Below are 16,097 nucleotides of genomic sequence, written 5' to 3' on the forward strand. Positions count from 1 at the left end.
TATGAAAAGCTGCTGATTTTAAATCAGCAGCTTTGTTTTTTGCTCAATTTACTTAATTGGCAATATGTTTTGGTTTGAAGAAAACCATGGTGAAAATTTGCCAGAAGAATGCAAGCGCACCAAAGATGAATACAACGTCACCCACTAAACGTACCCAGCGTAAGGTGTCGAATAACGGTTGTTGCATGAATTCTTCACTGCGGGCATACCATAAACCTTCAGAGATACTCGCGTAACCTTGAATGATACCGATTGGTAATAGGCTGGAGACGATCATTAAGACCAACCCGCTGTTAAGCAACCAAAAGCCCCATTTCATCAATTTGTCGTTGAATGGTGTGTTTGGACGTAAGTAACGTGCGATTAAGAACACGAAACCTAATGCCAAGAAACCATATACCCCGAACAATGCCGCGTGGGCATGTACTGCGGTAGTGTTTAAACCTTGGATATAGTAGAGGGAAATCGGTGGGTTGATTAAGAAACCAAACACACCCGCACCCAACATATTCCAGAAGGCAACGGCAACGAAGCAGTAGATAGGCCATTTTAAGCGATCCATCCATGGTGCTTTTTGTTTCATTTCCCAGTGTTCCCAGGCTTCATGGCCAAGTAAAACTAATGGCACAACTTCAAGTGCGGAGAAGGAGGCACCTACAGCGATAATTGGCGTTGTCGCACCGGCGAAGTATAAGTGGTGGAAGGTTCCCGGAATACCGCCAATTAAGAACAATGCCGCTTCGGTGATGGTTGCCACAGTCGCTGTGCGACGGGAAACTAAACCTAAACTTACGAAGATGAAGGACAGTGCCGCTACGGAGAATACTTCAAAGAAGCCTTCTACCCAAAGGTGAACTACCCACCAACGCCAGTATTCCATCACAGATAAGTGTGTGTGTTCGCCGTAGAATAACGCCGGGCCATAGAATAAGCCGATGGCGATAACGGAGGCGAAGAACAAGGCAAGTAAGTTTTTGTCGCCCGGTTGTTTGAACGCATTCACGGTACCGCGTAGCATTAAGACCAACCAGAATAAGATACCTGCGAATTTCACTGCTTGCCAGAAACGACCTAAGTCGATGAATTCATAACCTTGGTGACCGAACAAGAAGCTCCATTCTTCAGGGATGATGTGCGCGATGGCCAAATAGCTACCGGTGAAGGAGCCTACTACTAAGACAACCAATGCCCAGAAGAGAACATCTACGCCAAGTTTTTGGTATTTCGGATCTTTACCGCCGTTGATAATCGGTGCAAGGAATAAACCACCAGCCAAGAATGCCATGGCGATCCAGAATAACGCCGCTTGAATGTGCCATGTACGTACTAAAGAATATGGAAGATATTGGGAAATATCTAAACCATAGAATTCCTGACCTTCAACCGTGTAGTGCGCCACAACGGCACCTAAGTTCACTTGCACGAAGAAAAGCGCAAGTACGGTAAACAAATATTTACCTAAGGCTTTTTGCGATGGCGTTAATTGCAATTTAGTTAGCGGGTCAACTTCCGGGGAAATCGGGTCTTTTTCATCTTCACGACGCTTAAATGACCAAATCCACACCACGAAACCGATACCGGCAATGAGGAAGACGATACTGGCGATAGACCACATGACGTTTTCCGGTGTCGGCACGTTATTGATTAACGGCTCATGCGGCCAGTTGTTGGTGTAAGTGGCATGGGTATTCGGACGCTCTGCAGAGGCAGTCCATGCTGTCCAGAAGAAGAATTTCGCTAAATCTTGACGAGCTTCTAAGCTCGGCAAGGTATTGTCTTTCATGGCGAAGTGTTCACGCGTTGCTTTGCTCGCGGGATCATCACCATATAAAGAAATATAGTATTGCGCCGTTTTATCGATTGCCGCTAAACGGTTGGCGGAAAGCACTACGGTGCCATTTTCATCAACTTTACTGCCGCGGTATTCTTTGGTTAAACGGCTTTTTAAGATAGTTTGTTGGTCATCATTTAAATCGGCGAAGTTTTTGCCGTATTCTTGATTTGCAACAATGTCTAGCCAGTTGGTTAATTCACGGTGTAGCCAGTCGGCGGTCCAGTCCGGTGCTTGATATGCGCCATGGCCCCAAACGGAACCTAATTGCATACCACCGGTGGTTTGCCAAGCGGTTTGACCGTGTAAAATATTGTCATGTGTGATAACCGGTTCGCCTTGTTCCGTCACGTATTGTTTCGGAATTGGCGGAGCTTCACGATAGATTTCAAACCCGTAGTAACCGAGAATAGAGAACGCTCCTATTAACACGGCAACTAACAGGAACCAGAACTTCTTATATTGTCCCATTTGATCACTCCTTGAGAAAATTAGAGGTAGATAACTTAATTATTTGTGTCAGACACATTCAGATTTTACGATTGAAAGTAAAATACCTGACTAATTATATCGGATTTAAAGAGGCAGTATATTACCGAATAGTGAGTAAATATAAAGGGAAAAATAATAGCTATAAATTAAGCAACGTTGTTTAGATAGGAATAACCTAAAGAGAATAGAAAAAGATAAGGGCGGAAATTCCGCCCTATTTTACATTTAAAAATCACCGCACTTTTTTAGCGTCGTGCTTCAAATTCAGCTAAAGCAGCATCAAATTGTTCCATCACTTTCGGATGTACCGGTGCGAACACGGAAGAGGTAATGGTGATGAAAGAACAGACCAAGAAACCTGGGACGATTTCATAGAGGTGAGATAAATCTTCCCAGCCCAAGTATTTCATTAATGGACTCCAGACCACCACGGTGATAGCGCCGGATAACATTCCCCATAATGCCGCTTTGGAGCTAATATTGCGGTTGAACAAAGAAAGAATCACCACTGGGCCGAAAGCGGCACCAAAACCAGCCCATGCATAAGAAACCAAGCCCATTACTTTAGAGTTTGGATCTTGTGCGATAGCGATGGCAACCACCGAGATTAACAATACCATTAAACGACCGACCCAGACCAATTCAAGGCTGGAAGCGCCTTTACGGAAGAAACCTTTATAGAAATCTTCTGTAATTGCTGCGGAACACATTAATAATTGGGCGGACAAGGTACTCATCACCGCTGCTAAGATCGCGGATAAAACGATACCGACAATCCAAGGGTTAAACATTGCTTTACTTAACTCAATGAAAACCGCTTCTGCATTGTATAGTTGAATATTTTGGGTGGTGAAATAGGCCAATCCGAAATACCCTACTGCAACGGCGCCGCCAAGACAGAGGAACATCCAAGAAATTCCGATTTGACGGGCTTTTTCGAGAGAGGCGACAGAGTCTGCTGCCATGAAACGGGCAAGAATGTGTGGCTGTCCGAAATAACCCAAGCCCCAAGCCAACGCAGAGACAACGCCGATACCGGAAACATTGTGCAGCCAGTTGCTGTAAGGAATGCCGGTGACAGCAGATTTGGCTTCCAAAGACATCGTGATTTCATCCCAGCTGATGTTGAGCAATACCATGACCGGTGCCAAAATCAAGGCGAAAATCATTAATGAGGCTTGGATGGTGTCGCTCCATGAAACCGCTAAATAGCCACCGATAAAGGTATACGTAATGGTCGCTAATGCCCCTAACCAAAGTGCGGTGGAATATTCTAAGCCCAATAAGCTTTGGAATAACTTCGCTCCCGCTACCACGCCGGAAGCGCAGTAAATGGTAAAGAAGAAGAGAATAATGCCTGAAGAAATAATCTTTAACGCTTTTTTCTGACGCGGAAAACGTTGTGCAAAAAATTCAGGTAAGGTCAGCGCATTGCTATATTTCTCAGTGAAAATCCGCAAGCGTCCTGCCACAACGCGATAGTTCAGATAGGCGCCAACGGTTAAGCCGACAGCAATCCATGCTTCGGAAAGGCCTGATAAGAAAATCGCGCCGGGTAACCCCATTAATAGCCAACCGGACATGTCGGAAGCACCGGCTGACATGGCGGTCACGAAACTTCCCATTTTTCGTCCACCCAAAATGTAATCATCAAAATTTTTGGTGGAACGATAGGCGTATAACCCAATGCCTAAAATAATTGCCAAATAGAGGCCAAAGGTGATGTAGATTTGCATAAAACACTCCTTTTATTCTTCTTGAGAGGACATTAATGAGGTGTTTCCACCTGCCGCAGTGGTGTTATAACTGCGAGAAAACTCATCATACAATGGCAGTAAATCTTGGGTATCTTGCCAGTCGTAACATTTGAAAATAGCTTGACTGTTTTCAGCCAACCATTGACGTTTAGCTTTATCAAGTGCGGTCAAATAAATGCCTTTTTGACAATAACCTAACTTCGTATCCACACGAATGCCCGGTTTGGCTTTGGCGGCTAATGGATGCTGTGGTTCCACCAAAATGCTAAAACCTTTGGCAAGCAATTTTTCTGCCGCTTTTTCTGCTGCCGCTAAGTCGCCGTTGAGAATGGCTACTTCACAAGGCAGATAAGCTAAGGAGTTGTGTTCACCGGTGATACTTTCTAATACCGGTTTGGTTGTGCCTAGCGTATTTTCATCGCCAAATTGGCTGTAATAGCGAGGCGTACGGGTTAAACGTTGCAAATAGAACTCACCGCCGGCTTTCGGCCCTGTGCCGGATAATCCATGTCCGCCGAACGGTTGAACACCAACTACCGCGCCTACAATATTACGGTTGATATAGAAGTTGCCGCAGTTTAAGTGGCGTTCCACAATATCCATATGTTTGCGGATACGGGTATGGCAACCACCGGTCAGCGCATAACCTTTTTCATTTACCGCTTTGAGGACATTGAGTAAGTTATCTTTTTTATAACGTACGATGTGTAGAATCGGACCGAAGACTTCACGCTGTACTTGATCGAGGTTATCCAACAGATACACACTTGGTGCCACAAAATGCCCTTGAGTCGGCGTGTCGATTTCCGCATAAGCGCGGGCGACTTTGCGCATGGCTGCCTTGTGGTTTTCTAGATTTTGTTTAGCTTCTTCATCAATCACAGGACCGATGTCGGTAGCCAATAGACGTGGGTCGCCTAAACTTAATTCTTTAATGGCTTCCGTGATCATTTTGTAATAATGATCTGCCACATCTTCTTGTAATAATAAGATGCGTAATGCGGAACAACGTTGACCTGCCGAGTCAAAGGCGGAGCTGAGAACATCAGCAACGACTTGTTCCGGTAAGGCTGAAGAATCAACAACAAGCACGTTTTGACCGCCAGTTTCCGCAATCAACACAGGATCGTTATCTGCTAATGTCAGACGTTGCTCAATGAGTTTGGCCACTTCGGTTGAACCGGTAAATACGACGCCATCAAAAGCTTGTTGGACTAACGCAGCCCCTAAATCCCCCGCTCCTAACACCAGTTGTAGGGTTTCTTTCGGGATGCCGGCTTGGTGTAAGAGTTTCACGGCGGCGTACGCAATTAATGAGGTTTGTTCAGCCGGTTTTGCAATCACTGCATTGCCAGCCGCTAAAGAGGCGGCAATTTGGCCGGTAAAGATGGCTAATGGGAAGTTCCATGGAGAAATACAAAGTACTTTTCCACGGGGCTCGGCAAGGTGATTTTGTGTTGCGAGCTGCTCTAATTGAACGGCGTAATAACGTAAGAAATCCACGGCTTCACGCAATTCAGCAATGGCGTTTGGCAAGGTTTTGCCCGCTTCAACCACGGCGAGTTTCATCAATAAGCCGAAATGTTCTTCATATAAGTCGGCAGCATTACGTAAAACGTTAGCTTTTTCCACCGCACTTTTGGCTTTCCATTGGGTATTGTCGGCAGCGGCAAACGCATTTTCCGCCTGATTCACAGCTAAAAAGGCGACTTCTGCAACCGTTTCATTGAGGTTGGCCGGATTGGTGACTTGATGTGCCGGTGCATTTTCAGCATTTTCAGCATTTTCAAACGCAACCAAAGAGGTAGCGTTTTCAATGGTTGCCGAATTCAGCGCTTGTTCTAATCTTGCTAATTCCAATTCATTACTCAGATCGAAACCGGCGGAGTTTTTACGGTTTTTAAATAATTCTAACGGTTTGAGAACCGACTTATTCGGCTCGCCATGAGATTTGGCATAAAGCTTCCATGGTGGTGTCACAAGTTGTTCGACCGGAATGTTTTCATCAACCAGCTGGTGAACGAAAGAGGAGTTTGCACCGTTTTCTAAGAGGCGGCGGACTAAATAGGCTAACAAGGTAGCGTGTGTACCCACCGGAGCATAGACACGCACTTGTCGATTCAGATTGTCTTTCCCCACAATATTGTCATAAAGAGATTCCCCCATGCCGTGTAGGCATTGGAATTCAAAGTTTTTACCTTGGCCTAATTCGTGAATCGTGCACATGGTTTGCACGTTATGGGTGGCAAATTGCGGATAAATGACATCTTGCGCAGCAAATAATTTTTTTGCACAAGCAATATAAGAAATATCGGTGTGATTTTTACGTGTGTAAAGTGGGAAACCGTCCAAACCGTCCGCTTGCGCCCATTTGATTTCGCTGTCCCAATAAGCGCCTTTAACAAGACGAATCATCAAATAGCCTTGTTTTTCTCGGGCTAAATTAATCAAATAATCCAACACAAATGGACAACGTTTGGAGTAAGCCTGTACTACGAAACCAATGCCTTTGTAGCCTTGTAATTCCGGTTCATCTAATAATTTTTCCACAAGATCGAGGGAAAGCTCTAAACGATTGGCCTCTTCCGCATCAATATTGATACTGATGTTGTATTTTTTCGCTAATAAGAAGAGTTCTTTTAAGCGAGGGTAAAGCTCATTGATGGTACGATCATATTTGGAGCGGCTATATTTCGGATGAATCGCAGAAAGTTTAACGGAAACACTGTTGCCGTTATAAATGGTTCTGCCGGCTGCGTCTTTGCCCACTTCTTCAATGGCGTGTAAATAGTCATTGAAATAGCGTTGTGCATCGGCTTCAGTCATTGCAGCTTCACCCAACATATCAAAAGAGAAGGTAAACCCTTTTTCGTAACGTGGTTTGATGTTTTGTAGCGCCTCTTGCATGGTCACGCCGGTGACGAATTGTTTACCCAAAATTTGCATAGATTTGATAATTGCCATACGCATAATGGGCGCAGACAAACGGGAGAAACTACGGGTGAGCGCATTCGATAAACTGTTTTCATCCAGGCTTTCGCTAATTTTTTTACCAAACAGTAGGCCATAACTGGCTGCATTGATGAAGAATGAATTGGAATTGCCAATGTGAGATTTCCAGTTCCCTTCCTGTAATTTCTCATAAATCAAATCATCACGAGTTTGTGCATCAGGAATACGTAACAAGGCTTCTGCCAAACACATTAACGCCACTCCCTCTTCACTGCTTAATGAAAACTCTTGCATTAAGGCATCTGCGCCATATTGTTTTTGTTTAAGTTGGCGTAATTTTTTAATTAACTTAATAGCATTGTCTGTGATGCGTTGTTCTTGTTCCGGAGAAAAATCTAATGTTTTCACTAAAGAATCGACCGCACTTTTCTCATCTAAACGATAGTTTGCAGTGATTGCTTGGCGAATAGGGCTATATTGTTTTGATAGTGTGAATTGCATGAGAAAACCTCCTTTTGTTATATAATTGTTAACAAAATATAGATGGCGTGTTTATTAGTAAATGACTTTTTTGGCGTTCTGTGATTGAAGTCACATAAAAAATAAGGTTTTGTTGTTCGTAATATGTACGAATTGTGCGTTTTATAGACTGAAAAGAGACTAGAAATAAAAAACTCCCTACAGTGAGGGAGTTTTTCATTTGGGATGAGAGATTATAGGTTGAACACGGCAAATAACACGATAATGCTATAAAGTGTTGCCAAACCGTAGAAAATAAATCCGCCGGCCGGTACATGAACTTTAATATCATGCATACCGTGATGAACGCGGTGTAAGCCTCCCCACATTGGGAAAATTGTGAGAACGAGAATAACTAATTTCCCTAGCCAGTGGTGTGCAAAGGCAATGATATTCTCTGGACTAACGATACCGAAAGGCAATAGGAAGCCGAGAATAAGAATTAACACAGGGAAAGCCAAAGCACTTACCATGCCACCCGCACTGAACATTAACCAGACAGGTGGTTCGTTTGAACGTTTTGGATTTTGATTAACCATGACTTCCCCCTAGATAAATACTAACACTAAAGCCAATACGGTGACGGCGACAAACGCGCCACGTAAAGCATTTTTAATGAGTTTTGCCGGCAAACCAGTGGTACCTGACATCACTTCGCCAGTCATATCAAATAATGTGACTGCATGGAGCAATAAAGCGGCCAATGAAATGATGTTAAGAATAACAACAAGTGGATTTTGTAAGAATGGAATGAAACTCATGACAAATCCATCTGCTTTGCCTAAACAAATCACACCGTAAAGCAATACTAAGCTGAACCAAACGGTTGGCACGGCAGTCGCTTCACGTAGCATGTAGAATTTGTAGAAATCCCAACTTTTCCACCAAGTCGGGGTGATTTCACGAACGTATTTTTTACGTTTACTTACTGTTGTAGTCATAATCTTTCCCCTTACGCCTTCGGTTTAAGCATGGAAATGAGATAATCTTTGGCACTTTCTAATTTGCCTTGGTTAATGGCGGTTGCCGGGCCTACATGTTTTGGACACACTTCGGAACAGGCACCTACGAAGGTACAAGACCAAACGCCATTTTCACCATTCATGATTTTCATCCGTTCTGCTTTACCGTGGTCGCGGTTATCTAAGTTATAACGATGACCTAAGGTTAATACGGCTGGACCAACGAATTCTGGGTTTAAACCGAATTGTGGACAAGCGGCATAACATAAACCACAGTTGATACACATCGAGAATTGGCGATATTTTTCCAATTGAGCCGGAGTTTGTTTAGTACGGCTTTGCGCTAATTCTTTCGATGGATGCGGTTTACCATCTAACTCAGGCGCTTTGTTACCAATCACATAAGGTTTGATGGCTTCTAGGCTTTCGATAAAGTGGCTTAAGTCCACGATCAAGTCGCGTTCAATCGGGAAGTTTGCTAAGGCTTCAATACGCATATGACCACTGTAGTCACGCAAGAAGGTTTTACATGCCAATTTTGGAATGTTATTTACCATCATGCCGCAAGAACCACAGATCGCCATACGGCATGACCAGCGATAAGAAAGTTCCGGTTCAAGTTTATCTTTAATGTAACCTAAAGCATCAAGTAAGGATGTTTGGCTGTCATAAGGCACTTGATAGGTTTTTAAGTGCGGTTCCTTATCAACTTCGGGGTTATAACGTAGAACTTCAACGTTCATGATTGATTGTTCGGCCATATTATTACTCCTTACCCGCTTGAGCTTGTTCTTTTGCTTTGGCGGCTGCTTCTGCTGCTTCTGCTTCGGCACCGTAAACACGTTTTGCCGGTTGTGATTTAGTGATTTTCACCGGGCTGTATTCAATGCGTGGTGCACCGTTTTCGTTATAGAACGCCAAGGTATGTTTCAAGTAGTTCACATCATCACGTTCGGTGTAATCCAAACGTTGGTGCGCACCACGAGACTCTTTACGTTCAATCGCAGAGTTCGCAATAGATTGTGCCACGTCCAAAATGTAACCCAATTCAACTGTATACAATAAGTTTGTATTAAATACGCTAGAACGGTCAGTAATACGAATGTGTTTGTAACGTTCTTTGAGTTCTGCAATCTTATCTACTGCTTGTTGCATACTTTCTTGGGTACGATAGATACCGCAGCCTTCTTCCATAGCTTGACCCATTTCGTCACGAATTTCAGACCAAGACTCAGTACCTTCTTGGTTATAGAGGTCGCTCAAGCGTTTTACAATATCTTGCGCCTGAGCATCAAGTGCGGATTGGTTAGCTGGTGTGGCTTCAATTGCGCGTTGTGCCGCGTATTCACCCGCAACACGACCTAATACCACTAATTCAGCCAAGGAGTTGGAACCTAGACGGTTAGCGCCATGTAAACCGGAAGAGGCACATTCACCTACCGCAAATAAACCTTTAATGCGGGTTTCGCTGTTGAAGTCAACTTCGATACCACCCATGGTGTAGTGAACCACCGGACGCACAGGAATTGGCGCTTGTGCCGGATCGACACCTTCATAAGCTTTTGCTAATTCACAAATGAATGGTAAACGTTCGTGTAAGTATTTTTCACCAAGGTGACGTAAGTCTAAGTGCACCACATCAACGCCTTTGGCTGTTTTCAATGTGTTGCCTTTACGCCATTCTTGCCAGAATGCTTGGGATACTTTGTCACGAGGGCCTAATTCCATGTATTTGTTTTCCGGTTTGCCGATTGGTGTTTCCGGTCCCAAACCGTAGTCTTGTAAATAGCGATAGCCGTCTTTATTGACTAAGATACCACCTTCACCACGACAACCTTCGGTCATTAAGATACCGGTATTTGGTAAGCCGGTTGGGTGATATTGAACGAATTCCATGTCACGTAATGGTACGCCATGGCGATAAGCCATTGATAAGCCGTCACCGGTAACAATACCGCCGTTAGTGTTGAAACGGAATGCACGGCAACCACCACCTGTGGCGATAACAACGGCGTTAGCATTAATTTGTACTAAAGAACCTTCCATCATGTTCATGGCAACCATACCACGTGCATGGCCGTCATCCACTAAAATATCTAATACAAAGTGTTCATCGAAACGAATGATTTGTGGGTATTGAATGGAGGTTTGGAATAACGTGTGAAGTAAGTGGAAACCGGTTTTATCGGCAGCGAACCAAGTACGTTCGATTTTCATCCCACCGAAACGACGTACGTTTACATCGCCATCGGCTTTACGGCTCCAAGGGCAGCCCCAGCGTTCAAGTTGAGTCATTTCCACCGGAGAGTGTTCCACGAAATATTCCACGACATCTTGCTCACACAACCAGTCGCCACCGGCAACGGTATCGTGGAAGTGTTTATCGTAGGAGTCTTCTTCTTTAATCACAGCCGCAGCACCACCTTCAGCCGCAACAGTATGACTGCGCATTGGATAAACTTTTGATACTAAAGCAATTTTAAGATTTGGATTAGCTTGAGCTGCAGCAATCGCCGCACGTAAACCACCGCCACCTGCGCCAACAATGGCGATATCGACGTTAACAGTTTGCACGATATTCCTCCAAGTAAAGGGATGATAATAAAAACACCAAATAGATTTTTGGTACTGTTAGGGTGAAGTCATTTTGCCATTATTTTTTGTGATTAGAACCTTTTTTCTCAAACTTTGTCGCGATTTCGTGATCTACCTCAAAAAGTTAACAAACAGAACCAGTTGTTTACATTTTGTCTTATTGTTAACAAGTCATTAACGTTGAGTTAACTAAAAAGTGCATAAAAGTGCGGTGGAAAAAGGATTCATTTATGAATTTTGATTCACTTGTTTTAGAATAAGTCGCAAATTTTTCAAATTATCTTCAGCAAAGGCATATTTATGTTTGAACAAGAAGCATGGCAACCAACGGCATCCATCAAAAACTTACTTGACCGTGCAAAATTAATTGCAGAAATTCGTCGATTTTTTACTGATCGCGGTTTGTTGGAAGTGGAAACGCCGGTGTTAAGCGAATTTGGCGTGACAGATCTTCATCTGGCCACATTCAGCACTGAATTTGTTTCTCCTTTCGGAGAGCAATCTAAAACATTGTGGCTTTCCACCAGTCCGGAATATCACATGAAGCGTTTATTGGCCGCCGGCAGTGGTCCGATATTTCAAATTGGCAAAGTGTTTCGTAACGAAGAAGCGGGTAATCGCCATAATCCGGAGTTTACGATGTTGGAGTGGTATCGACCACACTTTGATATGTACCGCTTAATCAATGAAGTAGACGATTTATTACAACAAATATTGGAATGTCCGCCGCCAGAAAGCATGAGCTATCAGTTTGCTTTTCAACAATATGTTGGATTGGATCCGTTGTCGGCGGAATTATCCGAACTTGTGGAAAAAGCGAAAAAATATCAGTTAGTTGATGCTGAAAAAGAGAATCGTGATACGTTGTTGCAATTTCTTTTCAGTACGGTGGTGGAACCACAAATCGGGCATGATTGCCCGGTCGTGGTATATCATTTTCCGGCAAGTCAAGCGGCGTTAGCACAAATTAGCTCGGAGGATCTGCGCGTTGCAGAGCGTTTTGAGTTTTATTACAAAGGGCTAGAGCTTGCTAATGGTTTCCATGAATTGGCGGATGTGCGGGAACAATTACATCGCTTCGAGTTGGATAATCGTCAACGGGAAAAAGCCGGTTTGCCGGTGCGAGATATTGATAAACGTTTGTTGGGGGCGTTACAAGCCGGAATTCCAGATTGTTCGGGCGTCGCTCTTGGTGTGGATCGCTTGCTCATGATTGCCATGGGCGCAGAGAGTATTAAAGAGGTGATTTCCTTTTCGATAGACAATGCGTAAAGTGCGGTCGAAAAATAAAATGTTTTTTATGACCGCATTTTTGTTTACTTCAAAATAAACATGGGTGTTTGGCTAATTGGATCGCGGTGAATAACTACTTCTAAATCAAACACCTCTTTTAACAGCCCCTCTGTCATCACTTCGTCAGGCGTTCCTTGAGCCATAAGGTTGCCGTCTTTGAGAACGATTAAATAATCACAATAACGACAAGCCTGATTTAAATCATGGAGTACCGTAATGACGGTTTTGCCGTTTTGTTGCATTTGACGCATCATGCCCATGAGTTCCGCCTGGCGGTTGAGATCCAAATAAGTGGTGGGTTCATCCAACAGAACAAGCTCTGCATCTTGCGCTAATGTCATGGCTAAGAAAACCCGTTGTTGTTGCCCGCCGGATAAATCCGATACCAAATGTTCCGCCAGTTCCGCGGTGTGGGTTTGTTCCATAGCCCAAGCCACTAATTGCTCATCTTTATCACTTAATTTGCCCCACAAATTCAAATAAGGCGAACGGCCGTAAGCAATTAATTCGCGTACTTTAATGCCTTCCGGCACCAAATGTTGTTGTGGCAAGAACGCCAATTGTTTGGCGTATTCTTTCGGGGTGCTTTGCCAAATATCTTTGCCTTTGTGAGTAATTGTGCCTAGACGAGGCTTGAGCAAACGGGCCACTGCTTTCAGTGTTGTGGATTTGCCACACCCGTTCGGGCCAATTAAGGCAATAATTTGGTTGCTAGGAAAGCTGAGAGATAAATCCTGTACGATAGTTTTATCTTGATAGCCTAATTGTAACTTATTGATCTCAATGCTCATTATTTCGTTCTCATCAATAAATAGAAGAAGTAAGGGGCGCCGATAATGGCAGTGAGAATACCGGCGGGCAGTTCTGTCGGCGGATCGATAACCCGCGCTAAAATATCGGAAATTTGTAACAACAACGTGCCGATTAGCATGGCCGCCGGCAATAATGTGCGGTGACGTCCACCGACCAATTTGCGTGCTAAGTGCGGTGCAACTAAACCGAGAAATGCGATGGGGCCGCAAATGGCGACGGCTGTGGTGGAAAGTGCAACAGCCAGCACTAATACCAAGATTTGCGTTTTATTTACGCTTACTCCCAAGGTGGCCGCTTTGTTTTCACCTAAACCTAAGGTGTCCAAATCTCGGCAGAAAATAAACGGTAACGGCAATAACACCAGCAACCAAGGCAAAACGACATCGATATAAGCCCAACTTCTGCCCCACAAACTTCCGGTGAGCCAAAGCATAGCTGTGTTGATTTCTACCGGATTGGTTAGCATTAAATAATGGCTGATTGCCGCCCATAGGGCAGAAAGCGCCACGCCGATAATGGCCATTTTGATCGGGCGGAAGTTAAAACCACATATCATCCATAACAAAATGAAAGACAGGACACCGCCGATAAAGGCAAAAATCGGTAGCCAGTAAAAGGCTAAATTCGGTAGGAAGATTAATACGGTGACGGCGACTAAACCGGCGGCGTTATTGATTCCTAAAATATCAGGAGAGGCCAACGGATTACGCACGACACTTTGCACCAATACCCCGGAAATGGCCAATGCACCGCCGATAATAATGGCCAGTAGCGCGCGTGGCAGACGGTATTCCATTAAAGTGAAATAGTTTTTATCGTCAGGGTGAAAGGCCTGGCTAATTTCATCAAAGGATAGCGTGTAAGTGCCGTATCGAATGCTTAATACAAATAATAGCGCGACTGTACAGAGTGCCGATAAGTAAAAGCCGATTGCACGGAATCCTGAATGAGAACGGCGCATTAGTGTTTTCCTCTGGCAAATAATACAAAGATTGGCGCACCGATTAAGGCTAAAATGGCACCGGCAGGCACTTCACTTGGAAAATCAACAGCACGGGCAACGGTATCCGCCGCCAACATTAAAATAGCGCCTAATAACATGGACATGGGTAATGATTTTCGTAGATCATAGCCTATCCAATAACGCGCTAAGTGTGGAATTAACAAACCAATAAAGGCGACCGGGCCGGCTACGCTAACGGCTGAACCCACAATTAATAATGCTATGATATTGGCATACCAACGCAGACGGAACAGATTAATTCCCAAGGATTGAGCGGATTCGTCGCTCAAATTGAGTAAATTTAAACGGCTGGCAAAGAAGAGGCAAAAGAGAGCGCTCGATAGCAGAAACGGCCAAATAGCGTGCCATTCGTTCCAGCGGGCGTGAGAAATGCCGCCGGCAAGCCAACTCATTACGCCAAAGGCGTGATCTTCCGACATAATTAAGGCTAATTTGGTGAGAGCAGTACACAACAACGACACGGCAATCCCTGCCAAAATCACGCGGCTGCGATCGCCGCTACTGTCTTTCCACGCGTTGCTGATCAACATTACAACCAACCAACTGATTCCACCGCCGATACTTGCCACCAAGGCAATGCTATAGCCTGATAATAAGGCCGGGCTAATGGCACTCGCCGTTACCATGGCCAAACTTGCGCCGGAGTTAACGCTTAATAGCGTTGGTGAGGCCAGTGGGTTGCGGGTGATGGTTTGTAATAATGCCCCGGCTACCGCCAAATTGGCGCCTAATGCGATCGCCACTAACGCCCGAGGGAAACGTAAATCGACCACGGTGATCTTGGTCAATTCATCGCCATTGGGGAAAAAGGCGTTTAGCGCATCTAATGGTGAAATTTCAATAGGGTAGTATAAAAACAGGCTTCCCCATAACAAGAAAGCCAGTCCTAGTAGGGGCAAGCCCCAACGAAAAGCTGTGCCAAACATTATTTTTGATTAACGAATTGTTCAACTTGTTTTGCCATGATCTCGCTGGCCGTAATGCCGCGTCCGCGCGCCCACATATCGGCATTGACGCTAAATACATGTTTGGCTTTTACGGCAGGAATGGCTTGCCATAATGGTTCTGCTTCCCATTTGCGGGCGATACTTTCTTGGCGATAGTGGGCGATAAACATATAGTCCGGTTTTTCCATCACTAATTGCTCAAGATTGATTTCAGCAAAGGCTTGAGTGGCGTTTGGTAATTTTGGCGAGTTAAAACCTAGAACACCAAGGAAACTGGCGACATAACCACTGTCATTTTGTAAATTGAATTTGTCTTCGCGAGAGGTGCCGAAAATCCCTTTTTTGCCTTTCACATTGATATTTTGCGCAATGCTTTCGATAATTTTATTGTGTTTATCAATTTGCAATTTCATTTCACTGCCTTTACCGACAACATCGCCGATTTTTTGTGCCGTATCAAGATTTTCCTGATAGCTTTCATGGCGGGAGTCAAACATCATGGTCGGGGCGATTTTTTTTAATTCTTCATAAACTGCTGTATGACGAGAAGGATCAGCGATAATTAAATCGGGTTTTAATGCGGCAATGGCTTCAAGACTAGGTTGTGAACGGGTACCGACAGATTGCCAAGGTTGTATCTTATCTCGTACTTCCTGCAAAATGCGGGTTTTATCGTTGTCATCGGCAACGCCGACCGGGCTAACACCAACTTGAGCAAGGGCATCAACGAAAGAATATTCTAACGCGACAATGCGACTTGGGGTTTTATCTATAGTGAATTCACCTTTAGCATCGGTGACGGTCACAGCACTTGCCGTCACAGATGCCATAAGGAAAAGAGAAGTAAGGGTTGCGTTGACGAATTTTTTCATTTTCGAGTCCTCTGTCATCATAAAAACATAAGTACAACGG

General features: G+C 44.3%; 12 protein-coding genes. 1 reads left to right on the forward strand and 11 read right to left on the reverse strand.

Translation table 11 applies throughout. From position 1 onward, the window contains the following. Positions 1 to 52: 52 nt before the first annotated feature. From DQN58_RS04980 to frdA, 7 genes are all read right to left on the reverse strand, one after another. Positions 53 to 2,302 carry a nitric-oxide reductase large subunit gene (locus DQN58_RS04980; RefSeq protein ID WP_006717351.1) on the reverse strand — a complete coding sequence of 750 codons (2,250 nt, stop codon included), beginning with the start codon at positions 2,300 to 2,302 and terminating at the stop codon, positions 53 to 55. A 266-nt stretch (positions 2,303 to 2,568) separates the two neighbouring features. Then, positions 2,569 to 4,059 carry a sodium/proline symporter PutP gene (gene putP, locus DQN58_RS04985; RefSeq protein ID WP_006717353.1) on the reverse strand — a complete coding sequence of 497 codons (1,491 nt, stop codon included), beginning with the start codon at positions 4,057 to 4,059 and terminating at the stop codon, positions 2,569 to 2,571. Positions 4,060 to 4,071: 12 nt separating this feature from the next. Further along, complete coding sequence (gene putA / locus DQN58_RS04990) at positions 4,072 to 7,533, reverse strand: bifunctional proline dehydrogenase/L-glutamate gamma-semialdehyde dehydrogenase PutA (RefSeq protein ID WP_006717354.1); 3,462 nt, start codon at positions 7,531 to 7,533, stop codon at positions 4,072 to 4,074. A 212-nt stretch (positions 7,534 to 7,745) separates the two neighbouring features. Continuing rightward, positions 7,746 to 8,090: a fumarate reductase subunit FrdD gene (frdD, locus tag DQN58_RS04995; RefSeq protein WP_006717356.1), complete on the reverse strand. Its 345-nt coding sequence runs from the start codon at positions 8,088 to 8,090 to the stop codon at positions 7,746 to 7,748. Positions 8,091 to 8,099: 9 nt separating this feature from the next. Further along, positions 8,100 to 8,492 (reverse strand): fumarate reductase subunit FrdC, encoded by a 393-nt coding sequence (gene frdC / locus DQN58_RS05000; RefSeq protein ID WP_006717357.1) that lies wholly within the window; start codon positions 8,490 to 8,492, stop codon positions 8,100 to 8,102. An 11-nt stretch (positions 8,493 to 8,503) separates the two neighbouring features. Then, the gene (locus tag DQN58_RS05005) at positions 8,504 to 9,274 is read right to left on the reverse strand and encodes a succinate dehydrogenase/fumarate reductase iron-sulfur subunit (RefSeq protein ID WP_006717359.1); all 771 of its coding nucleotides are present in this window, start codon (positions 9,272 to 9,274) and stop codon (positions 8,504 to 8,506) included. A 4-nt stretch (positions 9,275 to 9,278) separates the two neighbouring features. Then, the gene (gene frdA, locus DQN58_RS05010) at positions 9,279 to 11,087 is read right to left on the reverse strand and encodes a fumarate reductase (quinol) flavoprotein subunit (RefSeq protein WP_006717360.1); all 1,809 of its coding nucleotides are present in this window, start codon (positions 11,085 to 11,087) and stop codon (positions 9,279 to 9,281) included. A 321-nt stretch (positions 11,088 to 11,408) separates the two neighbouring features. Here frdA and epmA point away from each other — a divergent pair, with 321 nt between their 5' ends. Further along, the gene (gene epmA, locus DQN58_RS05015) at positions 11,409 to 12,380 is read left to right on the forward strand and encodes an elongation factor P--(R)-beta-lysine ligase (protein WP_006717362.1); all 972 of its coding nucleotides are present in this window, start codon (positions 11,409 to 11,411) and stop codon (positions 12,378 to 12,380) included. A gap of 44 nt (positions 12,381 to 12,424) precedes the next feature. Here the strand turns inward: epmA and fecE are convergent, their stop codons facing one another. Genes fecE through DQN58_RS05035 form a run of 4 tightly spaced genes read right to left on the reverse strand, consistent with a single transcriptional unit; the run spans position 12,425 to position 16,057 of the window. Continuing rightward, positions 12,425 to 13,192, reverse strand: coding sequence for a Fe(3+) dicitrate ABC transporter ATP-binding protein FecE (gene fecE / locus DQN58_RS05020; RefSeq protein WP_006717364.1), 768 nt, complete (start codon positions 13,190 to 13,192; stop codon positions 12,425 to 12,427). Further along, positions 13,192 to 14,175, reverse strand: coding sequence for a Fe(3+) dicitrate ABC transporter permease subunit FecD (gene fecD, locus DQN58_RS05025; RefSeq protein WP_006717366.1), 984 nt, complete (start codon positions 14,173 to 14,175; stop codon positions 13,192 to 13,194). The genes fecE and fecD overlap by 1 nt, the downstream gene beginning before the upstream one ends. Further along, entirely contained in the window at positions 14,175 to 15,164 is a 990-nt protein-coding gene (gene fecC, locus DQN58_RS05030) for an iron-dicitrate ABC transporter permease FecC (RefSeq protein ID WP_006717368.1), read from the reverse strand. Before fecC ends, fecD begins: the two co-directional genes overlap by 1 nt. After that, the gene (locus DQN58_RS05035) at positions 15,164 to 16,057 is read right to left on the reverse strand and encodes a Fe(3+) dicitrate ABC transporter substrate-binding protein FecB (protein WP_032997782.1); all 894 of its coding nucleotides are present in this window, start codon (positions 16,055 to 16,057) and stop codon (positions 15,164 to 15,166) included. The genes fecC and DQN58_RS05035 overlap by 1 nt, the downstream gene beginning before the upstream one ends. Positions 16,058 to 16,097: the final 40 nt, after the last annotated feature.

This window comes from Aggregatibacter segnis ATCC 33393 (assembly GCF_900476035.1).
In the GTDB taxonomy this organism is placed as follows: domain Bacteria; phylum Pseudomonadota; class Gammaproteobacteria; order Enterobacterales; family Pasteurellaceae; genus Aggregatibacter; species Aggregatibacter segnis.